The organism is Kosakonia sp. YIM B13571 (assembly GCF_042788095.1).
GTDB classification, from domain to species: Bacteria; Pseudomonadota; Gammaproteobacteria; order Enterobacterales; family Enterobacteriaceae; genus Kosakonia; species Kosakonia quasisacchari.
This window is the reverse complement of the sequence record NZ_JBHZPL010000002.1, coordinates 24668-44670: the sequence shown is the minus strand read 5'-3', so window position 1 is coordinate 44670 and position 20003 is coordinate 24668. Positions and strand designations below refer to the sequence as shown.

Below are 20003 nucleotides of genomic sequence, written 5' to 3'. Positions count from 1 at the left end.
GTGTGGTCGCAACTACCACAGGAGGCACCTATGAAAAAATTATTGATATGTTGTCTTTTTGGCAATACCGCTACATCACTGGCCAAAAAGATGCAAAAAGCGGCTAATGAGCATGGTTATTCATTGCTCGTCAGTGCTGTCGGTGTGGATAACTTCGCCAGCGTCGCCCCTGCTTTTGACTGTTTTTTAGTTGCACCGCACATCCAGTACAAACTTGATGAGCTCAAAAGCCACATTGCTGAAGAAGCGCCCATTGCCATTATTGAAAGCTACCCTTTCGCGTCGATGGATGGAGAGAAGGTGTTGAAGTTTGTAATGGATCATATGCCTGAATTAACGCAATAAGCCCGTGAAAGCCACGTATTCAGACGTGGCTTTTCAGCGGTGAGTATTCTCAGGTCATTGAGCAGGAATAACTATTTCCGAAAAAAATAAGCGGCCATCATTTTCAAAAGGTGGATAACCATGGGCAGCAAGACAATGACCTGGAAAAAATGGACAGCATAGGTTGAAAATTGCATCACGCCTGGTGCGGTTAAATACTCCATCATCGGCGTATAGATCACGACCTGCCACGCCAAAAGATACAGCCCAATCAACAGCGCAAAAACCACAACGCTATAAAGCATAAATTTGGCCAGTTGTTTCCCACTCAATATATAACTACAGCGGAAAGCATTTCGGTAAGTTGCGATATAGAAACGCATTTTATTGCCCCAGGGTTCAGGATTGCAGTGTCGCCAGCCGTGCAGCGAAACCAACAAAAACCAGCCCCAGCAGTGAGTTACCCAACCGGGTGAGTTTCTTCTTGGTTTTTACCCACTGTGTGAGATACGAACCTGAAACAATGAGGAAACTGAAATAGCAGAAACTGATCAGCTCCAGCGTACTGGCGAGGATAAAGAATGACATTCCAGGTCTTGCATAGGTAATGTCGATAAATTGCACAAAGAAGGACACATAAAACAAAATCGCTTTCGGATTCGTCAGGCTTAATATCAGCGCACGCTTGAAGATTTCGCCTTTTTGCACGTCGTGATGGCCCTCTTCTTTCGCACTGCGTTTAAGCGTGCTGTACAACATTTTAATGCCAAGGTAGAGCAGATAAAACGCCCCCAGATAGCGAACAATGTTGAACAATACTGGCGTGGTTTTAATCAGTGTGGCAACGCCTGTATAGGCCAGGAACATCAAAACTGCATCACCAATAAACACCGCGCTAGCCGCAACGTAACCATTTTTTAATCCATGGGCAACACTGGTTTTCAATACAAAAAAGGTATTCGGTCCCGGCAGTAAGATGATGAAAATGGCACCGATAAAATAGGACCAGTAACTGAGAACTCCATATTCAGCAAACACAACAACTCCTGTAAAACGATACACATAACTTATAGCTACAACACTACCACACAGCAGCAGCGGCGCACAGGCGTACGCACAAACTGTGGTTGAAGAGTCGACTGGCACTACCTATGGTGTCTCCAAAGGCTTACCGAAACCTGGGATTTAAGTGAAATTAATTAAGCTAATGCTCGTCTTATCATTACGCTGGCATATGTCTTTATGACAGTCTTTATCACCGGTCTGGTGATCAGGCAATATTCAGGGGCTATCGATGATAATGCCTCCATGCGCGTTATGAACCAGAGAGCTAAAAATAGCGCACTTCATGGCTTGTTTGCTGTTGCCGCTATTGGCGTAGGTTTACCCGGCTTTTATGCAATCGAGCATTGGGGCTGGCTCGCGCTAAAATATATCGGCCTGAAGATAAGATATTTCTACCACGGGGATTGAATTCACATTCAAATTTGTTAACTCGCAAACATTATCGCGATCGAAATAAAGATTCGCGTTGCCTCATCTGCCAATGATGATCTGGATCATGGAGTATCCAGACGCTTGGTGAGATTACTTATTTTCGTCGTAATACTATCCTAAGGAATGAATTATTTTCAGCATCAGTAAGCGCTGACTAAAAAAGAAAAACACAAGTGAGTTATAACCATTTAAGCATTGAGTTAATTCGTTCCAGACTAAAATAGCAGCTACATGAAGATAAGCATTATTAACCCGATATAGTTGATTCTGTTTGAGTGACTACACACTCTAAGGTTATGGGAAAGAAATGGAAAACTTCAAACTAAGACTTAAAAACCATATCGAACATGTCAAAAACGTTGGCATTCACTGCACAACGGAAGAAACCACCAAACAAGCGCTGATCCTGCCTTTTTTAGATATTCTCGGCTTCAATGCTTACGATCCGCAAAAAGTCAGAGCGGAATATGGTGCCGACTTTCCCGGTGTTAAAGCGGGCGAACGTGTTGATTATGCGCTGTTTTGCCAGGGTGTCCCCGTCATGTTCATCGAAGCAAAACCGTATAAAGAGAAAATCGATAATCACTGCCCACAGCTTTCCCGATACTTTAACTGCACGCCGGAAGTGACGATTTCCGCAATTACGAATGGCCAGGAGTGGCGTTTTTTTACCGATCTGCAGGAAAAAAACATTATGGATCCCACGCCATTTTTGCGCATTCGCATGGACGACATTACCGATGCAGACGCCGAACAACTCTTCCGCTTTCGCCACGATAAATTCAAACCGGAGGCGTTACGAACGCTTGCTGAAGAGAGTGTCTATATCTCCTCATTCTCTAAAGTTATTACCTCCAGCCTGAAAGAGGTGGATTCAGAATTTGTTCGGTATGTCGCCTCACGCGCCAATATTGGTCGACAGCTCAATCAGCGGTTTATTGATGCGATCACCCCGCTGGTCAGAGAGGCGGTTCAGCGTTCCGTCAGCGCCATGGTGGTTTCCGGGCTTACCGCCCATCAGCCAATCCGGGAAGAGCTGGCAAACCAGGGCATCGATGAAGCGGTATCGATTGATGAAAAAGCGGATCATATTGATCCGGATAATCCCAACATTATTACGACGCATAATGAACGCGCGTTATATGAAAAAATTGTCTCGATTATCGGGCCGGAAAAAGATTTGCAATCCAAAGATACCGAGTCGTATTACAACGTGCTTTATCAGGGAAAAACCAACCGTTGGATTGTTCGTTATTATGATAAGAAAAATCGCTCATCTCTTCAGTTGCCCATCGAATTGACGCCTATTGCTTTAAATGAAGTGGCACGAGCGGGGCTGGAGCATGATGGCACGCGAATCTATCTCGACCATCCCGAAGATGTATTGCGGATCTCAGGCTTGATACTGGATTCGTTCCAGCATGTGATAAACGATGAGAACTTTAAAAAGAAAAAGAGCAGCAATTAAACTCGCCTGACCATCCCGCTTCGTGCGGGATTTTTTTTGTGCAACGCCTTCCATCACGGCCCAAAGATCGCCCCCTCGTTGAACGCAAACGGATTCTTCGCTTGAATACTGGCTTTTCATCCAGTATAAGTGCTGTACGAAAAAACAGTAAAAAGGGCTGCCTTGTGTTTGTTGAACTGGTTTATGACAAGCGTAATGTTGCGGGTTTACCCGGCGCTAAAGAGATTATTCTCGAAGAATTAACTAAGCGTGTGCACCGCATCTTTCCTGATGCCGATGTGCGCGTAAAACCGATGCAGGCCAATGGCCTGAACAGCGACGCCAGCAAAAGCGATCGTGAAAAGCTCAACCGTATGCTTGAGGAGATGTTTGAAGAGTCTGACATGTGGCTGGTGCAGGAGTAATTTTCTGCCCTTTGCACCCGCAGACAATATCGAATAAGTGTGTCGCTTATCCACGCACTCCGGCATCATTTATTACGGTTTGAATTCCAGCGTCGCGTTTTTGAAGACCTCATAAACAGCCGGTGAAGGTGGTTTCGGGAGCCTCGCTTGCCTGATAACGATAATAGCCGCGCTGCAAAGTTCAGGATCGCCGCCTATCGACCGCTCATCCTCTAGTGCGCCATTCTCAGCAAGCCTGATTTGCAGCGTACATACCTTCCCGGCGTAACGATCAGCCTCAAAAAAATGGCTTTCAGTCGCCGATTTGATCTGCCCTGCATAACGATTAATATCGTTTTCCGGCGCTGTTGCATGTATCCCTTTATACTCGGCAAACCTATTATCTACTTCTGCGTTCGCCTCTGCGCGCTGCGTTGCAAAACCGGTCTTTGTACAACACGAGAGTAATAATGACGTCACCAATAGCAACACATATCCGGCATTAATTTTTATCATCATCCTTGTGTAATGCTTGTATTCTAAATGGGACTAATTTAACAAATAGCGACTGACAATTATATTCCGCCGGCCTGGATTTACCTTAAGTCAAAAAATATTCCACCCGTCAGTCGGCACGCGAAGCGTAGCGCTCACTGAACATCGAAAGGGAGTTTTCAATCGCTGCCTTTTCGTTTGGTAAATTTCAATATCAAAACGACCTTATTAAGTATTTACAAAGCTCATAACTTTCTTTTCTTGGTGCATAAAAAAGCCCCGCACGTTGCGAGGCTTTGCGGGTAAAACACGAGCCGTGTTAATCAAAAACACCATTGATGATCGCAGTAACAATAGCGGTGCTCAGCGCGACCAGAACCAGATCATTTCCGACAATACGCCACTCATAACCGGGATAATATGGCAGTTGACCAAGCATGGATGCCGGTACCGCTTTTTTAGCAATTCCTGGAGGCAAGGGTTTGCCGCGAGTAAGATTTTTCGCAATCCCCGGCGGGAGAGACTGATAGCCGATTAGTCCGTAATTGACTGCCAGAGAACGGGCACGCGAGACACTAATATCTGACTCAACATGATCCGGCTTTCCATAGTTTTTACGGTTAACCTGGTCATCGGAGGAAAGGCTATTACCTTTATTAGCATGGCTACCGCTATTGCCATGATTGCCATTACTGTTGCCATGGCCGCCGCCGTTTCCATTACCATTTCCGTTTCCCGGATTTGCGAACACAGGCGCGGAAAATACGAACAAAGAAATCACCGCCGCAAGTGCAGCATTAAGAGTGCGACGTTTAAACATGATCTTTATACCTCAAAAGCGAGCACACATTATTAGAATAAATAATGTTTATTACCTCAACCATATAGCGGATTCTTATTTTTAATTAGGCCGGTATATAACCCAAAAAAAAACGGGAACCAATCGGCTCCCGTTCTTGTTTAACCCGCGAGGCGGATTACATGTTCGCGATAATCGCATCACCAAACTCTGAACATTTCAGCAGTTTAGCGCCTTCCATCAGACGTTCGAAATCGTAGGTCACGGTTTTGGCGTTGATCGCGCCGCTCATGCCTTTAACGATCAGGTCAGCCGCTTCAGTCCAGCCCATGTGACGCAGCATCATTTCGGCCGAGAGAATCACAGAACCCGGGTTCACTTTATCCTGACCTGCGTACTTCGGCGCCGTGCCATGAGTCGCTTCGAACAGCGCGCACTCGTCGCCAATGTTCGCACCAGGGGCGATACCGATACCGCCAACCTGCGCCGCCAGGGCGTCGGAGATGTAGTCACCGTTCAGGTTCATACAAGCGATAACGTCGTATTCTGCCGGGCGCAGCAGGATCTGTTGCAGGAACGCATCAGCAATCACATCTTTGATGATGATCTCTTTGCCGGTTTTCGGGTTCATAATTTTCTGCCACGGGCCGCCATCAATCAGCTCGCCGCCGAACTCTTCGCGTGCCAGCTGGTAGCCCCAGTCTTTGAACGCGCCTTCGGTGAACTTCATGATGTTGCCTTTGTGCACCAGCGTTACAGAATCACGGTCGTTAGTGATTGCGTATTCAATCGCGGCGCGCACCAGGCGCTTAGTACCTTCTTCGGAGCACGGCTTGATGCCGATACCGCAATGTTCCGGGAAGCGAATTTTCTTCACGCCCATCTCTTCGCGCAGGAATTTAATCACTTTCTCTGCGTCAGCAGAGTCGGCTTTCCACTCGATACCCGCGTAAATATCTTCTGAGTTCTCACGGAAGATAACCATGTCGGTCAGTTCCGGGTGTTTTACCGGGCTCGGCGTGCCCTCGTAGTAACGTACCGGGCGCAGGCAAATGTACAGATCCAGTTCCTGGCGCAGCGCAACGTTCAGGGAGCGAATGCCGCCGCCAACTGGCGTGGTCAGGGGGCCTTTAATCGCAACGCGATAATCACGAATCAGATCAAGTGTTTCAGGCGGCAGCCAGACGTCCTGGCCGTAAACATGGGTAGATTTCTCACCGGTATAAATTTCCATCCAGGAAATTTTACGCTCGCCCTTATAGGCTTTCTCCACAGCGGCATCCACCACTTTCAGCATCGCCGGGGTCACGTCCACGCCGATACCGTCACCTTCAATGAACGGGATAATCGGGTTATTCGGAACGTTGAGCTTGCCATTTTGCAGGGTGATCTTTTTACCTTCCGCCGGAACAACTACTTTGCTTTCCATTCACCTCTCCTTCGAGCGCTTCTGGTTGTTTGCTCGCTGACTTCATGCGGGGCGCTCAGACTGCGTCCGCTCACCTGTTACGTGATTCACACAGAGCAAACCGTTTTTGTTAATGAATTGTAATGAGCCCAAACATACTAACCGATACTCAGGCTCCATGAAAGGCAATCGTGATTCAGCTATAATGCGGCAATTGATAACTACTGAAAATACCATGAACAAAACTTCTTTTAGAAATCACCGCCTTAAGCGATTCAGCTCACGACAAGCCACCAGGCCTGAACAACAAAACCAACCAAAACGCGTGATTCTGTTCAATAAACCCTACGATGTTTTGCCGCAATTTACCGACGAAGCCGGGCGCAGCACGCTAAAAGATTTTATTCCGCTACAGGGTGTTTACGCCGCAGGCCGCCTGGATCGCGACAGCGAAGGACTGCTAGTGCTAACAAATGACGGCGCGTTACAGGCAAGCCTGACGCAGCCGGGCAAACGCACCGGCAAAATCTATTACGTGCAGGTGGAAGGCGAACCGACTCAGGAAGCTATTGAGGCACTGCGCGCCGGGGTAACGCTGAACGACGGGCAGACACTGCCGGCAGGCATTGAGCGCGTAGAGGAACCCGGCTGGCTGTGGCCGCGGAATCCCCCCATTCGCGAGCGCAAATCGATTCCTACCGCCTGGCTGAAAATTACCCTGTATGAGGGCCGTAACCGCCAGGTACGGCGCATGACTGCGCATATTGGCTTCCCTACCCTGCGCCTCATCCGCTACGCTATGGGAAACTACACGCTGGATAACCTTGCCACTGGCGAATGGCGTGACGCTTAATCAGGGAGACTATGATGTTTAAACCCCATGTTACTGTCGCTTGCGTGGTACACGCGCAGGGTAAATTTCTGGTCGTTGAAGAAACCATTCGCGGCAAGGCGCTGTGGAATCAACCCGCAGGCCACCTCGAAGCTGACGAAACCCTGCTACAAGCGGCAAAACGTGAGCTGTGGGAAGAGACGGGTATTCGTGCCGAGCCGCAGCATTTTATCCGCATGCACCAGTGGCTGGCTCCGGATCGCACCCCGTTCCTGCGTTTTTTATTTGCCGTCGAGCTTAACGAAATGTGCGCCACTGAGCCGCATGACAGCGATATTGATTGCTGTCACTGGGTCACCGCCGACGAGATCCTGAATGCGACAAACCTGCGTTCGCCGCTGGTTGCGGAGAGCATCCGCTGCTACCAGACCGGCAAGCGCCTGCCGCTGGAAATCATCGCAGAATTTAACTGGCCGTTTACAGGGGATGCCTGACTCGCCAGCCCGTGCTAGAATACGCCGCCCTGAAGTTCTTAGTCGCGAGTATTCTATGTCTGATAGCCCAAAAAAAGTGATCGTCGGCATGTCCGGCGGTGTCGACTCTTCCGTTTCCGCTTACCTGTTGCAACAGCAAGGTTACAAGGTGGAAGGCCTGTTCATGAAGAACTGGGAAGAGGATGACGGCGAGGAATACTGTACCGCGGCGGCAGATCTTGCCGACGCGCAAGCCGTTTGCGACAAGCTCGGCATTGAGCTTCACACCGTCAATTTCGCCGCAGAATATTGGGACAACGTGTTCGAACACTTCCTGGCTGAATATAAAGCCGGACGCACGCCAAACCCGGATATTCTGTGCAACAAAGAGATCAAATTTAAAGCTTTCCTTGAGTTCGCCGCCGAAGATCTGGGCGCCGACTATATTGCCACCGGCCACTATGTGCGCCGCGCCGACGTTGACGGCAAAAGCCGCCTGCTGCGCGGTCTCGATGGCAATAAGGATCAGAGCTATTTCCTTTATACGCTCGGTCACGAGCAGATCGCACAAAGCCTGTTCCCGGTGGGCGAGCTGGAAAAACCCCAGGTGCGTAAAATCGCCGAAGAACTGGGTTTGATTACGGCGAAGAAAAAAGACTCGACCGGTATCTGCTTTATTGGCGAGCGTAAATTCCGCGAATTCCTCGGCCGTTATCTGCCCGCGCAGCCGGGTAAAATCCTCACCGTCGACGGTGAAGAGATTGGTGAGCATCAGGGCTTGATGTACCACACACTCGGCCAGCGTAAAGGACTGGGCATTGGCGGTACGAAAGAAGGCAGCGAAGAGCCGTGGTATGTGGTTGATAAAGACGTTGAAAACAACATCCTGATTGTCGCTCAGGGTCATGAACACCCGCGCCTGATGTCCGTTGGGCTGATCGCGCAACAGCTGCATTGGGTCGATCGCGAGCCGCTGCAAGGCACGCTGCGCTGCACGGTTAAAACACGTTATCGGCAGGAAGATATTCCCTGCACGGTTACCGCGCTGGATGATGACCGCATTGACGTGCGCTTCGATGAACCGGTTGCCGCCGTGACACCGGGGCAATCTGCGGTATTCTACCTGGGCGAAGTGTGCCTCGGTGGTGGAATTATTGAGCAGCGTCTGCCGCTCCCCCTTTAATAACGACATTTAGCATAACCGGACTGGCCAACGCCCGTGGCAGCAATGCCTCCGCGGGCACAAAAGGAGTGAGTGTGGCGAAGAACTATTACGATATAACCCTGGCGCTGGCGGGAATCTGCCAGTCGGCTCGTCTGGTGCAGCAGTTGGCGCACCAGGGACACTGTGACGCTGACGCGCTGCATGTCTCGTTAAATAGCGTAATCGACCTGAACCCGGACTCCACCTTAGGCGTCTTTGGCGGCAGCGAAACCAACTTGCGCACCGGGCTAGAAACGCTGCTCGGCGTGCTGAACGCCAGCAACCGCCAGGGGCTGAACGGTGAATTGACCCGCTACACACTTAGTATGATGGTGCTGGAGCGCAAGCTTGCTGCCAGCAAAGGCGCGATGGAGACGCTCGGTAATCGCATCGCCGGTTTACAGCGTCAGCTTGAGCATTTTGACCTGCAGTCCGAAACGCTGCTCAGCGCAATGGCCGCCATCTATGTCGACGTTATCAGCCCGCTGGGACCGCGTATTCAGGTCACCGGCTCGCCTGCCGTGCTGCAAAGCCCGCAAGTGCAGGCGAAAGTCCGCGCCACATTGCTTGCCGGTATCCGCGCTGCGGTACTGTGGCACCAGGTTGGCGGTGGTCGTCTACAGTTAATGTTTTCCCGAAATCGCCTGTCGACGCAGGCCAAACAAATTCTCGCTCATTGTTAACCTCCCGGAGTTGTGACTTATGGAATTATCCTCCCTGACCGCCGTTTCCCCTGTTGATGGACGTTACGGCGATAAAGTCAGCGCACTGCGTGGCATCTTCAGCGAATTCGGTTTGCTGAAATTTCGCGTTCAGGTTGAAGTACGCTGGCTGCAAAAACTGGCGACACACGCGGCGATCAAGGAAGTTCCTGCTTTTGCTGCCGACGCAAACGGTTACCTCGATAAAATCGTGGAAGACTTCAACGAGGAAGACGCCGCGCGCATCAAAACTATCGAGCGCACCACCAACCACGATGTGAAAGCGGTAGAGTATTTTCTAAAAGAAAAAGTGGCAGATATCCCGGCGCTGCACGCCGTTTCGGAATTTATCCACTTCGCTTGCACCTCAGAAGACATCAACAACCTGTCTCACGCGCTGATGCTGAAAACCGCGCGCGACGAAGTGATCCTGCCGTACTGGCGCAAGATCATCGAGGCGGTAAAAGATCTGGCCGTTCAATACCGTGATATCCCACTGCTCTCCCGTACCCACGGCCAGCCGGCAACACCGTCGACGCTGGGCAAAGAGATGGCGAACGTGGCTTACCGCATGGAGCGCCAGTTCCGCCAGCTTAACCAGGTGGAAATTCTGGGCAAAATCAACGGTGCGGTCGGCAACTACAACGCCCATATTGCCGCTTACCCGGAAGTGGACTGGCATCAGTTCAGCGAAGAGTTTGTCACCTCGCTGGGTATTCAGTGGAACCCCTACACCACGCAGATTGAGCCGCATGATTATATTGCCGAGCTGTTTGACTGTATGGCGCGCTTCAACACGATCCTGATCGATTTCGACCGTGACGTATGGGGTTACATTGCGCTGAACCACTTCAAGCAGAAAACTATCGCCGGTGAGATTGGTTCCTCAACCATGCCGCACAAAGTTAACCCGATCGATTTTGAAAACTCAGAAGGCAATCTTGGGCTGTCCAACGCCGTGCTACAGCACCTGGCCAGCAAACTGCCGGTCTCCCGCTGGCAGCGCGATCTGACCGACTCCACCGTGCTGCGTAACCTTGGCGTCGGCGTCGGCTATGCGCTGATCGCCTACCAGTCCACGCTGAAAGGCGTAAGCAAACTGGAAGTGAACCGCGATCGCCTGCTGGACGAGCTGGATCATAACTGGGAAGTGCTGGCCGAGCCGATCCAGACCGTAATGCGCCGCTACGGGATCGAAAAACCGTACGAAAAACTGAAAGAGCTGACGCGCGGTAAACGCGTTGATGCCGAAGGCATGAAACAATTTATCGACAGCCTGGCGCTGCCGGAAAACGAAAAAGAGCGCCTGAAAGCGATGACCCCGGCCAACTATATTGGTCGAGCCATCACTATGGTTGATGAGTTGAAATAATACCCCGAAGTTGCTGTTCGCCCTCTTTCCGCCGCGAAAGAGGGTTTCTTTCTCCCCCGGTTTAAGAAATGTTTATCCCCTGCGCACCACAATCAGCGTTAAACTATTTATATCAAAAATATATGGAGAGTTCTGACGATGCGCGTACTCGTTGTGGAAGATAATGCTCTGTTGCGTCACCATTTAAAGGTTCAGTTGCAGGAGTTGGGACATCAAGTAGACGCCGCAGAAGATGCAAAGGAAGCGGATTACTTTCTTAACGAACACTTGCCGGATATCGCCATTGTTGATCTCGGCTTGCCGGATGAAGATGGCCTGTCACTGATTCGCCGCTGGCGCAGCCATGACGTCACGCTGCCGGTACTGGTGCTCACCGCGCGTGAAGGCTGGCAGGACAAAGTGGAAGTGCTGAGTGCCGGTGCAGATGACTACGTCACCAAACCGTTCCACATTGAAGAAGTCGTGGCGCGTATCCAGGCGCTGATGCGCCGCAACAGCGGCCTCGCATCTCAACTGATTTCCATGCCGCCGTTCCAGGTAGATCTCTCCCGCCGCGAACTCTCCATTAATGACGACGTGGTAAAGCTCACCGCTTTCGAATACACCATTATGGAAACGCTAATCCGCAACAGCGGCAAAGTGGTCAGCAAAGATTCGCTGATGCTACAGCTTTACCCGGACGCCGAACTGCGCGAAAGCCACACCATCGACGTATTGATGGGGCGGTTACGTAAAAAAATCCAGACGCTCTATCCTGATGACGTCATCACCACGGTGCGCGGCCAGGGCTACCTGTTCGAATTGCCAAAATGAGACGCCTTCTGCGGCACTTCCTGCCGCTCTCTCTGCGGGTTCGTTTTTTACTCGCCACGGCCGCCGTCGTAATGGTGCTTTCTCTGGCCTACGGTATGGTGGCGCTGGTGGGTTATAGCGTCAGCTTCGACAAAACGACCTTTCGCCTGCTGCGTGGCGAGAGCAATCTGTTCTATACCCTGGCGCATTGGGATAACAATAAACTCAGTGTGAATCTGCCCGACACGCTTAATTTGCAAAGCCCGACCGTGGCGCTGATTTACGATCAGCAAGGTAAATTGATGTGGTCACAGAAAGACGTTCCGTGGTTGCAAAACCTCATTAAACCGGACTGGCTTACCGCTAACGGCTTTCATGAGATAGAAGCCGATGTCGATAACAGCAGAACGCTGGTTGATGATGACCACTCGATTGCCCAGAAGCTGAAAGAGATCCGCGACGATGACAGCAACTCCGAAATGACGCACTCAGTGGCGGTGAATATCTATCCGGCAACGGCGCACATGCCGCAGTTAACCATTGTGGTGGTCGATACCATTCCCATTGAGCTTAAACGCTCTTATATGGTGTGGAGCTGGTTCATTTACGTGCTCGCCGCCAACCTGCTGTTAGTAGTGCCGCTGTTATGGCTGGCGGCGTGGTGGAGCTTGCGACCAATTGAAGATCTGGCGCGCGAAGTGCGCGAACTCGAAGAACACCATCGTGAGCAGCTCAACCCGGAAACCACCCGCGAGCTCACCAGTCTGGTGCGCAACCTCAACCAGCTATTGAAAAGCGAGCGCGAACGGTATGACAAATACCGCACCACGCTTACCGATCTGACTCACAGCCTGAAAACACCGTTAGCGGTGCTGCAAAGCACCTTGCGATCGCTGCGCAGCGAGAAGATGAGTGTTAGCGACGCAGAGCCGGTAATGCTGGAGCAAATCAGCCGAATTTCTCAGCAAATTGGCTACTATTTGCACCGGGCAACCATGCGCGGTTCCAGCGGTTTGCTCAGCCGGGAACTGCACCCGGTCGCGCCCTTACTTGATAGTCTGACCTCGGCGTTGAATAAAGTTTATCAGCGTAAAGGCGTCAACATTACGCTCGATATTTCACCGGAAATCAGTTTTGTCGGTGAGAAAAACGACTTTATGGAAGTGATGGGCAACTTGCTGGATAACGCCTGCAAATACTGCCTGGAGTTTGTCGAAGTCTCTGCCAGGCAGAGCGACGATACACTGCATATTCTGGTGGAAGATGATGGCCCGGGGATCCCTTCGGCAAAACGCGAGATGGTGTTCGATCGCGGGCAACGCGCTGATACGTTACGCCCCGGTCAGGGCGTTGGCCTTGCGGTGGCGCGGGAGATTTTGGATCAATACGAAGGGCAGATACTGACTGACGAAAGTCTACTGGGTGGGGCGAAAATGGAAGTGATTTTTGGCCGTCAGCAGACGATGACGGGTAACGAGTAATCTTTCGCCATAACAAAGCAAACAAAAAGAACAAAAAGGAGCCTTTACGGCTCCTTTTTACTTTTCTGTCACATCGTTACGCAGACAAAATGACATATCAGCATTACTATGATCCTTTATTCAGCCACTGATTAATTGCCGGAAACGCATATGGAATATCACGTAGAAATAAACTGGCCAGACTTTATTCAACGCTACTGGCAAAAACGCCCGGTGGTGCTGAAGCGTGGCATTAAGAATTTCGTCGACCCAATAAGCCCCGATGAACTGGCAGGGCTGGCAATGGAAAATGAAGTGGACAGCCGCCTGGTTAGCCATCTTGAGGGTAAATGGCAGGTCGGGCACGGTCCTTTTGAAAGTTACGATCACCTGGGCGAGAACAATTGGTCGCTGCTGGTGCAAGCGGTGAACCACTGGCATCAACCGGCCGCCGCGCTGATGCGCCCGTTCCGCGCCCTGCCCGACTGGCGCACAGATGATCTGATGATCTCATTCTCTGTACCCGGCGGCGGTGTAGGCCCGCATCTCGATCAGTATGATGTGTTCATTATTCAGGGAACCGGTCGTCGTCGCTGGCGCGTCGGCGAGAAAACGGCGCTGAAACAGCACTGCCCACATCCGGATCTGCTGCAGGTGGATCCGTTCGAGGCCATTATTGATGAAGAGATGGAGCCGGGCGATATCCTCTATATTCCGCCTGAATTCCCGCACGAAGGGTATTCGCTGGAAAACTCGTTGAACTACTCGGTGGGCTTCCGTGCGCCAAGCGGTCGCGAGCTGATAAGCGGCTTCGCCGACTATGTTCTGCAACGCGAGCTGGGTAGCCAACGTTACAGCGATCCGGACGTGCAGTTACGTGACCATCCGGCAGATATTTTGCCGCAAGAGCTGGATAAGCTGCGCGAAATGATGCTCGGGTTGATTAATCAACCGGAGCAGTTCAGCGAGTGGATGGGCGAATTTATCTCCCAGTCACGCCACGAACTGGATGTCGCGCCACCAGAGCCGCCTTATCAACCGGATGAGATTTACGATGCGCTACAACAAGGCGACAAACTGGTGCGCCTTGGCGGTCTGCGCGTGTTGCGAATCGGTGAGGATGTGTTCGCCAACGGCGAGCGGATCAACTCCCCGCATCGCCCGGCGCTGGAGGCACTCGCCAGCCATATTGTGCTAACGGGTGAGCTGCTCGGCGATGCGCTGGAAGATCCCTCTTTCCTCGCTATGCTTGCAGCACTGGTTAACAGCGGTTACTGGTTCTTCGAAGATTAATGCCTGATATTTGCCCGGAGGCACTTGCCACCGGGCAATATGAGAGGGTTTACTCGCCTTTGGCGGTCAGTTCGGCAATACGAACAATCACCTGCACCGCTTTCTCCATGCCTTCCAGCGTCACAAACTCGTGTTTGCCATGGTAGTTATAGCCGCCGGTAAACAGGTTCGGGCACGGCAACCCCATAAATGAGAGCTGCGCCCCGTCGGTGCCGCCGCGAATCGGTTTCAGATCCGGCTCAATGTCGCAGTCGCGCATGGCCTGTTGCGCCACGTCCAGAATGTGCGGAAACTCGACCACTTTCTCGTGCATATTGTAATAGCTGTCTTCAATCGCCAGTTCGATATAGCAGTCCGGGTGCAGGCCCTTCCCTACTTTTTTGGCGATCTCCATCATCTTGCGTTTACGCGCTTCGAAGTTTTTGCGGTCAAAATCGCGGATGATGTAGTGCATTTCGGCGCGATCAACCGTGCCTTTAATGCTAGTGAGATGGTAGAAACCTTCGTAGCCCTCGGTCTGTTCCGGGCTCTCCTCTTCCGGCACCTGCGCATGAATTTTGCTGGCGAGCGTTAAGGCGTTAACCATTACCCCTTTCGCCGTACCAGGATGCACATTATTGCCAACAATCTTAATGGTCACCGACGCCGCGTTGAAATTCTCAAACTCCAGTTCCCCTACGCCGCCGCCATCAACGGTATACGCCCACTTCGCGCCGAACTTCTCAACATCGAAATGCTTCGCCCCTTTGCCCACTTCTTCATCCGGCGTGAAGGCGACGCAAATATCGCCATGCGGAATATTTTTCTTTTTCAGTACCGCAAGGGCGGTCATGATTTCGGCGACACCCGCTTTATCGTCCGCGCCAAGCAGCGTTTTGCCATCGGTGGTGATCAGCGTCTGGCCCAGCATTTGATGCAGCACCGGGAACATCACTGGCGAAAGGATCTCATCGCCAATACCCAGCGCAATATCGCCACCGCGATAGTTTTCAACGATTTGCGGGTTAACATTCTTACCGCTGTAATCCGGCGAGGTATCGACATGAGAAATAAAACCAATGGCCGGAACCGGCGTTTGCACATTCGACGGCAGCTTTGCCATCACCGTGCCTTTATCGCTTAACGTCACATTTTCCAGCCCCATTTCTTCCAGCTGGTTCTGAAGTAAACGCAGGAGCTTCCATTGGCCGTCTGTACTTGGCACCTGGCGGACGCCGGGCTTTGATTGAGTATCCAGAGAAACGTACTGCAAAAAACGCTCTAATAGTTTGTCCATGAAGCCCCCCTACAAAATGTCACAACATTATCAGTAAGCGCGAAAAGACAAATATTGCGTCAGGTCACTTTTACCCCGTAAACGGGAATATTTTCAAAATTGCGCGCTGCGTAATCAGTATTGTTGAGAACATACGGGGTTGCGCGGTCAAAAGAGAACAACAATTGGCGATTTCATGGGTTTGCCGTAGAATGCCAGCCCTTAAATCGTGCACAACCCTAAAGGTGGTTCATCACAAACCCCGCATCGGATATCGCTTTTGATGCGCAAACACGGGACAGAGTAAATAATTGAACACACAATCGCGTTCGCGTTCGCCGCTGGTGCAACTGGCCGGTATTCGCAAAAGCTTTGATGGCAAGAATGTTATTTCTGATTTTAATCTCACCATTAATAACGGCGAATTTCTGACGCTGCTTGGCCCTTCTGGCTGCGGTAAGACGACGGTTCTGCGCCTGATCGCCGGGCTGGAAAGCGTTGATGTCGGCCATATCCATCTTGATGCCCAGGATATCACCCACGTTCCGGCAGAACACCGCCATGTGAATACCGTTTTTCAAAGTTATGCCCTCTTCCCGCATATGACCGTGTTCGAAAACGTGGCATTTGGCCTGCGGATGCAAAAAACCCCGGCGCAAGACATTATCCCGCGCGTCACAGACGCATTGCGTATGGTGCAGCTCGATGAATTCGCCCAACGGAAACCGCACCAGCTCTCCGGTGGGCAGCAACAACGCGTCGCTATTGCTCGCGCGGTGGTCAATAAACCGCGTTTACTGCTGCTGGATGAATCGCTCTCCGCGCTCGACTATAAACTGCGCAAGCAGATGCAGAATGAACTGAAAGCCTTACAGCGCAAGCTCGGTATCACCTTTGTCTTTGTGACCCACGATCAGGAAGAAGCGTTGACCATGTCAGATCGCATCGTGGTGATGCGCGACGGACGCATCGAACAAGACGGCACCCCGCGTGAAATTTATGAAGAGCCGAAAAACCTGTTTGTCGCCAGTTTTATTGGTGAAATCAATATCTTCAGCGCCACGGTGATTGCGCGTCTGGACGACAGCCGCGTGCGGGCAAATGTAGAAGGCCGCGAGTGCAACATCTATGTCAACTTCGCAGTGGAAAAAGGCCAGCAGTTGAACGTGCTGCTGCGCCCGGAAGATCTACGTGTCGAAGAGATCCATGATATTGGCGAAACCGACGGGCTGATTGGCTATGTGCGCGAACGTAACTATAAAGGAATGACGCTGGAATCCATGGTTGAGCTGGAAAACGGCAAAATGGTGATGGTCAGCGAGTTCTTTAATGAAGACGATCCAGATTTTGACCACTCGCTGGACCAGAAAATGGTCATCAACTGGGTAGAGAGTTGGGAGGTCGTATTGGCTGATGAAGAGTACAAGTAAATTCCAGAAGGGAGTGATCGCGACCATCGTCGGTTGGCTTGTACTGTTTGTTTTTCTGCCCAACCTGATGATCATCGCCACCAGCTTTTTGACCCGCGACGACGCTAACTTCGTCAAACTGGTCTTCACGCTGGATAACTACACCATGCTGCTCGATCCGCTCTATTTCGATGTGCTGCTGCACTCGCTCAATATGGCGTTTATCGCTACGCTGGCGTGTCTGGCGCTGGGCTATCCGTTCGCCTGGTTTCTGGCGAAACTGCCCGCAAAGGTGCGCCCGCTACTGTTGTTTTTGCTGATTGTCCCCTTCTGGACCAACTCGCTGATTCGCATCTATGGGCTGAAAATTTTCCTCAGCACCAAAGGTTATCTCAACGCATTCCTGCTGTGGTTAGGGGTTATCGACACGCCGCTGCGTATTATGTTTACCCCCGGCGCGGTGATTATCGGGCTGGTCTACATTCTGCTGCCGTTTATGGTGATGCCGCTCTACTCCAGTATCGAAAAGCTCGATAAGCCGCTGCTGGAAGCGGCAAAAGATCTCGGCGCCAGCAAGCTGCAAACGTTTATCCGTATCATTATTCCACTGACGATGCCGGGGATCGTCGCCGGTTGTCTGCTGGTGATGCTGCCAGCCATGGGGCTGTTCTACGTCTCGGATTTGATGGGCGGCGCAAAAAACCTGCTGATCGGCAACGTGATTAAGAGCCAGTTCCTGAACATCCGCGACTGGCCGTTTGGATCGGCAACCAGTATCACGCTGACTATCGTGATGGGGCTGATGCTGCTGGTTTACTGGCGCGCCGCGCGATTGCTGAATAAAAAGGTGGAGCTAGAATGATCGGTCGACTGCTGCGCGGCGGTTTTATGACCGCCATTTACGCTTACCTTTATATCCCGATCATTATTTTGATCGTCAACTCCTTTAACAGCTCACGCTTTGGCATCAACTGGCAGGGCTTTTCCACACAGTGGTACAGCCTGTTAATGAATAACGACAGTCTGCTGCAGGCGGCGCAACACTCGCTAACGATGGCGGTACTGTCGGCAACGTTCGCGACGCTGATTGGCTCGCTGACCGCCGTGGCGCTTTACCGCTACCGTTTTCGCGGCAAACCGTTTGTTAGCGGCATGTTGTTTGTGGTGATGATGTCGCCGGATATCGTGATGGCAATTTCGCTGCTGGTGCTGTTTATGCTGCTCGGCGTGCAGTTAGGTTTCTGGTCGCTGCTGTTTTCCCATATCACCTTCTGCCTGCCGTTTGTGGTGGTCACGGTGTTCTCACGGCTGAAAGGTTTTGATGTGCGGATGCTGGAAGCGGCTAAAGATTTGGGTGCCAGCGAAATGACTATCTTGCGCAAAATCATCCTGCCGCTGGCGATGCCCGCTGTCGCCGCAGGCTGGCTGCTGAGCTTTACCCTGTCGATGGATGACGTCGTGGTTTCCTCTTTCGTCACCGGACCCGGGTATGAAATTCTGCCATTGAAGATTTACTCGATGGTCAAAGTCGGTGTATCGCCAGAAGTGAACGCGCTGGCGACGATCCTGCTCGTGCTGTCGCTGGTGCTGGTGATTGCCAGCCAGTTGATTGCGCGTGATACGACGAAAACAAAAAGCCTGCCTCACCAGGCGTAACTGATGCAGCCAGTTCGGGGCGGACAGCGCGCAGAAGCCGCAGTACCTGAGGCGTTAGGGCACTGTCCAGCCCCGGAATGGCAAATAAAATCGCCTGCAAAACAGGCGCAAACTCAGGGGACGTTTGAATGAAAAAATGGTCACGCCACCTGCTCGCGGCGGGCACACTTGCCCTCGGTATGAGCGCCGCACACGCCGACGACAACAACACACTCTATTTCTACAACTGGACTGAGTATGTACCGCCGGGCCTGCTGGAGCAGTTCACCAAAGAGACCGGCATCAAGGTTATCTATTCGACGTATGAATCGAATGAAACGATGTATGCCAAGCTCAAGACCTACAAAGAAGGCGCCTACGATCTGGTAGTGCCGTCGACCTACTTTGTGGACAAAATGCGCAAAGAGGGCATGATCCAGAAGATAGACAAAACGAAGCTGACTCACTTTCACAATCTCGACCCGGAGATGCTTAACAAACCGTTCGACCCGAATAACGATTACTCGATTCCATATATTTGGGGTGCAACGGCGATTGGCGTCAACACTGACGCTATTGATGTGAAAACCATCACCAGTTGGGCGGATCTGTGGAAACCGGAATACAAAAGCAGCCTGCTGTTAACCGATGATGCGCGCGAAGTGTTCCAGATGGCGCTGCGCAAACTCGGTTATTCCGGCAACACCACCGATGTGAAAGAGATTGAAGCGGCTTATAAAGAGTTGCAAAAACTGATGCCAAACGTGGCGGCGTTCAACTCCGATAACCCGGCGAACCCGTATATGGAAGGCGAAGTGAACCTCGGTATGGTGTGGAATGGCTCCGCCTGGGTTGCGCGCCAGGCGGGAACACCGCTGGAGGTCGTGTGGCCGAAAGAGGGTGGTATTTTCTGGATGGACAGCTTATCCATTCCCGCCAACGCGAAAAACGTCGATGGCGCCCTGAAGCTGATTAACTTCCTGCTGCGCCCGGAAATCGCCAAACAAGTTGCGGAAACCATCGGCTACCCGACGCCAAACCTGGCGGCGCGTAAGCTGCTCAAACCTGAGGTGGCAAACGATAAATCTCTCTATCCGGATGCCGAAACCATCCAGAAAGGTGAATGGCAAAACGATGTCGGTAGCGCCAGCGCCATTTATGAAGAGTATTACCAGAAGCTAAAAGCGGGCCGTTAACGCTATT

At 51.6% G+C, this 20003-nt stretch carries 22 protein-coding genes; 16 read left to right on the top strand and 6 right to left on the bottom strand.

Translation table 11 applies throughout. The annotated features are described in order from the left end of the window. Positions 1 to 30: 30 nt before the first annotated feature. Entirely contained in the window at positions 31 to 345 is a 315-nt protein-coding gene (locus ACFX4O_RS05340) for a PTS sugar transporter subunit IIB (RefSeq protein WP_131411651.1), read from the top strand. Between the two features lie 71 nt (positions 346 to 416). Here the strand turns inward: ACFX4O_RS05340 and ACFX4O_RS05335 are convergent, their stop codons facing one another. Both ACFX4O_RS05335 and leuE read right to left on the bottom strand, forming a co-directional pair. After that, entirely contained in the window at positions 417 to 707 is a 291-nt protein-coding gene (locus ACFX4O_RS05335) for a hypothetical protein (RefSeq protein WP_131411653.1), read from the bottom strand. A 16-nt stretch (positions 708 to 723) separates the two neighbouring features. After that, complete coding sequence (leuE, locus tag ACFX4O_RS05330) at positions 724 to 1362, bottom strand: leucine efflux protein LeuE (RefSeq protein WP_380207666.1); 639 nt, start codon at positions 1360 to 1362, stop codon at positions 724 to 726. A gap of 204 nt (positions 1363 to 1566) precedes the next feature. Between leuE and ACFX4O_RS05325 the strand changes: the two genes are divergently transcribed. The 3 genes from ACFX4O_RS05325 (at position 1567) to ACFX4O_RS05315 (ending at position 3693) form a co-directional block, all read left to right on the top strand. Beyond that, positions 1567 to 1797, top strand: coding sequence for a hypothetical protein (locus tag ACFX4O_RS05325; protein ID WP_131411856.1), 231 nt, complete (start codon positions 1567 to 1569; stop codon positions 1795 to 1797). A 331-nt stretch (positions 1798 to 2128) separates the two neighbouring features. After that, positions 2129 to 3289, top strand: a complete 1161-nt coding sequence (locus tag ACFX4O_RS05320; RefSeq protein WP_131411855.1) for a type I restriction endonuclease — start codon at positions 2129 to 2131, stop codon at positions 3287 to 3289. Between the two features lie 164 nt (positions 3290 to 3453). Continuing rightward, a complete protein-coding gene (locus tag ACFX4O_RS05315; RefSeq protein WP_020454063.1) occupies positions 3454 to 3693 on the top strand; it encodes a DinI family protein in 240 nt (79 codons plus the stop codon). A gap of 72 nt (positions 3694 to 3765) precedes the next feature. Here ACFX4O_RS05315 and tolA read toward each other — a convergent pair whose 3' ends face one another. From tolA to icd, 3 genes are all read right to left on the bottom strand, one after another. Continuing rightward, positions 3766 to 4188, bottom strand: coding sequence for a cell envelope integrity protein TolA (gene tolA / locus ACFX4O_RS05310; RefSeq protein WP_380208021.1), 423 nt, complete (start codon positions 4186 to 4188; stop codon positions 3766 to 3768). Positions 4189 to 4486: 298 nt separating this feature from the next. Then, entirely contained in the window at positions 4487 to 4987 is a 501-nt protein-coding gene (locus ACFX4O_RS05305) for an anti-virulence regulator CigR family protein (RefSeq protein ID WP_380207665.1), read from the bottom strand. A gap of 157 nt (positions 4988 to 5144) precedes the next feature. Next, positions 5145 to 6395 carry an NADP-dependent isocitrate dehydrogenase gene (gene icd / locus ACFX4O_RS05300; protein WP_380207664.1) on the bottom strand — a complete coding sequence of 417 codons (1251 nt, stop codon included), beginning with the start codon at positions 6393 to 6395 and terminating at the stop codon, positions 5145 to 5147. 184 nt (positions 6396 to 6579) lie between these two features. On the opposite strand from icd, the gene rluE reads away from it, so the two are divergent. The 8 genes from rluE to ACFX4O_RS05260 all read left to right on the top strand — a co-directional run bounded on the left by rluE (position 6580) and on the right by ACFX4O_RS05260 (position 14501). After that, positions 6580 to 7227 (top strand): 23S rRNA pseudouridine(2457) synthase RluE, encoded by a 648-nt coding sequence (gene rluE / locus ACFX4O_RS05295; RefSeq protein WP_380207663.1) that lies wholly within the window; start codon positions 6580 to 6582, stop codon positions 7225 to 7227. Between the two features lie 14 nt (positions 7228 to 7241). Beyond that, on the top strand, positions 7242 to 7700 hold the full coding sequence (locus tag ACFX4O_RS05290; RefSeq protein WP_131411847.1) for an NUDIX hydrolase: 459 nt from the start codon (positions 7242 to 7244) through the stop codon (positions 7698 to 7700). A 55-nt stretch (positions 7701 to 7755) separates the two neighbouring features. Continuing rightward, on the top strand, positions 7756 to 8862 hold the full coding sequence (mnmA, locus tag ACFX4O_RS05285; RefSeq protein ID WP_131411845.1) for a tRNA 2-thiouridine(34) synthase MnmA: 1107 nt from the start codon (positions 7756 to 7758) through the stop codon (positions 8860 to 8862). A 74-nt stretch (positions 8863 to 8936) separates the two neighbouring features. Further along, on the top strand, positions 8937 to 9566 hold the full coding sequence (gene hflD / locus ACFX4O_RS05280; protein WP_020457488.1) for a high frequency lysogenization protein HflD: 630 nt from the start codon (positions 8937 to 8939) through the stop codon (positions 9564 to 9566). Positions 9567 to 9585: 19 nt separating this feature from the next. Further along, positions 9586 to 10956, top strand: coding sequence for an adenylosuccinate lyase (gene purB / locus ACFX4O_RS05275; RefSeq protein WP_131411843.1), 1371 nt, complete (start codon positions 9586 to 9588; stop codon positions 10954 to 10956). A gap of 138 nt (positions 10957 to 11094) precedes the next feature. Beyond that, the gene (gene phoP, locus ACFX4O_RS05270; RefSeq protein ID WP_017456462.1) at positions 11095 to 11769 is read left to right on the top strand and encodes a two-component system response regulator PhoP; all 675 of its coding nucleotides are present in this window, start codon (positions 11095 to 11097) and stop codon (positions 11767 to 11769) included. Further along, entirely contained in the window at positions 11766 to 13229 is a 1464-nt protein-coding gene (gene phoQ / locus ACFX4O_RS05265) for a two-component system sensor histidine kinase PhoQ (RefSeq protein ID WP_380207662.1), read from the top strand. Before phoP ends, phoQ begins: the two co-directional genes overlap by 4 nt. A gap of 150 nt (positions 13230 to 13379) precedes the next feature. Beyond that, entirely contained in the window at positions 13380 to 14501 is a 1122-nt protein-coding gene (locus ACFX4O_RS05260) for a JmjC domain-containing protein (RefSeq protein ID WP_380207661.1), read from the top strand. Positions 14502 to 14550: 49 nt separating this feature from the next. Here the strand turns inward: ACFX4O_RS05260 and pepT are convergent, their stop codons facing one another. Continuing rightward, positions 14551 to 15777: a peptidase T gene (pepT, locus tag ACFX4O_RS05255; RefSeq protein WP_380207660.1), complete on the bottom strand. Its 1227-nt coding sequence runs from the start codon at positions 15775 to 15777 to the stop codon at positions 14551 to 14553. Between the two features lie 290 nt (positions 15778 to 16067). Here pepT and potA point away from each other — a divergent pair, with 290 nt between their 5' ends. From potA to potD, 4 genes are all read left to right on the top strand, one after another. Further along, the gene (gene potA / locus ACFX4O_RS05250) at positions 16068 to 17186 is read left to right on the top strand and encodes a spermidine/putrescine ABC transporter ATP-binding protein PotA (protein ID WP_380207659.1); all 1119 of its coding nucleotides are present in this window, start codon (positions 16068 to 16070) and stop codon (positions 17184 to 17186) included. After that, a complete protein-coding gene (gene potB, locus ACFX4O_RS05245) occupies positions 17170 to 18027 on the top strand; it encodes a spermidine/putrescine ABC transporter permease PotB (RefSeq protein ID WP_380207658.1) in 858 nt (285 codons plus the stop codon). The genes potA and potB overlap by 17 nt, the downstream gene beginning before the upstream one ends. Next, positions 18024 to 18821 carry a spermidine/putrescine ABC transporter permease PotC gene (potC, locus tag ACFX4O_RS05240; RefSeq protein WP_380207657.1) on the top strand — a complete coding sequence of 266 codons (798 nt, stop codon included), beginning with the start codon at positions 18024 to 18026 and terminating at the stop codon, positions 18819 to 18821. Before potB ends, potC begins: the two co-directional genes overlap by 4 nt. 128 nt (positions 18822 to 18949) lie before the next feature. Beyond that, positions 18950 to 19996 (top strand): spermidine/putrescine ABC transporter substrate-binding protein PotD, encoded by a 1047-nt coding sequence (gene potD / locus ACFX4O_RS05235; RefSeq protein WP_380207656.1) that lies wholly within the window; start codon positions 18950 to 18952, stop codon positions 19994 to 19996. Positions 19997 to 20003 lie beyond the last annotated feature (7 nt).

What these genes read in the sequence shown, in the direction of transcription:
- ACFX4O_RS05340 (WP_131411651.1), top strand. Translation starts at nt 31, where the DNA reads ATGAAAAAATTATTGATATGTTGTCTTTTTGGCAATACCGCTACATCA.
- ACFX4O_RS05335 (WP_131411653.1), bottom strand. Translation starts at nt 707, where the DNA reads ATGCGTTTCTATATCGCAACTTACCGAAATGCTTTCCGCTGTAGTTAT.
- ACFX4O_RS05325 (WP_131411856.1), top strand. Translation starts at nt 1,567, where the DNA reads ATGACAGTCTTTATCACCGGTCTGGTGATCAGGCAATATTCAGGGGCT.
- ACFX4O_RS05320 (WP_131411855.1), top strand. Translation starts at nt 2,129, where the DNA reads ATGGAAAACTTCAAACTAAGACTTAAAAACCATATCGAACATGTCAAA.
- tolA (WP_380208021.1), bottom strand. Translation starts at nt 4,188, where the DNA reads ATGATAAAAATTAATGCCGGATATGTGTTGCTATTGGTGACGTCATTA.
- ACFX4O_RS05305 (WP_380207665.1), bottom strand. Translation starts at nt 4,987, where the DNA reads ATGTTTAAACGTCGCACTCTTAATGCTGCACTTGCGGCGGTGATTTCT.
- icd (WP_380207664.1), bottom strand. Translation starts at nt 6,395, where the DNA reads ATGGAAAGCAAAGTAGTTGTTCCGGCGGAAGGTAAAAAGATCACCCTG.
- rluE (WP_380207663.1), top strand. Translation starts at nt 6,580, where the DNA reads ATGCGGCAATTGATAACTACTGAAAATACCATGAACAAAACTTCTTTT.
- ACFX4O_RS05290 (WP_131411847.1), top strand. Translation starts at nt 7,242, where the DNA reads ATGTTTAAACCCCATGTTACTGTCGCTTGCGTGGTACACGCGCAGGGT.
- mnmA (WP_131411845.1), top strand. Translation starts at nt 7,756, where the DNA reads ATGTCTGATAGCCCAAAAAAAGTGATCGTCGGCATGTCCGGCGGTGTC.
- purB (WP_131411843.1), top strand. Translation starts at nt 9,586, where the DNA reads ATGGAATTATCCTCCCTGACCGCCGTTTCCCCTGTTGATGGACGTTAC.
- phoP (WP_017456462.1), top strand. Translation starts at nt 11,095, where the DNA reads ATGCGCGTACTCGTTGTGGAAGATAATGCTCTGTTGCGTCACCATTTA.
- phoQ (WP_380207662.1), top strand. Translation starts at nt 11,766, where the DNA reads ATGAGACGCCTTCTGCGGCACTTCCTGCCGCTCTCTCTGCGGGTTCGT.
- ACFX4O_RS05260 (WP_380207661.1), top strand. Translation starts at nt 13,380, where the DNA reads ATGGAATATCACGTAGAAATAAACTGGCCAGACTTTATTCAACGCTAC.
- pepT (WP_380207660.1), bottom strand. Translation starts at nt 15,777, where the DNA reads ATGGACAAACTATTAGAGCGTTTTTTGCAGTACGTTTCTCTGGATACT.
- potB (WP_380207658.1), top strand. Translation starts at nt 17,170, where the DNA reads ATGAAGAGTACAAGTAAATTCCAGAAGGGAGTGATCGCGACCATCGTC.
- potC (WP_380207657.1), top strand. Translation starts at nt 18,024, where the DNA reads ATGATCGGTCGACTGCTGCGCGGCGGTTTTATGACCGCCATTTACGCT.
- potD (WP_380207656.1), top strand. Translation starts at nt 18,950, where the DNA reads ATGAAAAAATGGTCACGCCACCTGCTCGCGGCGGGCACACTTGCCCTC.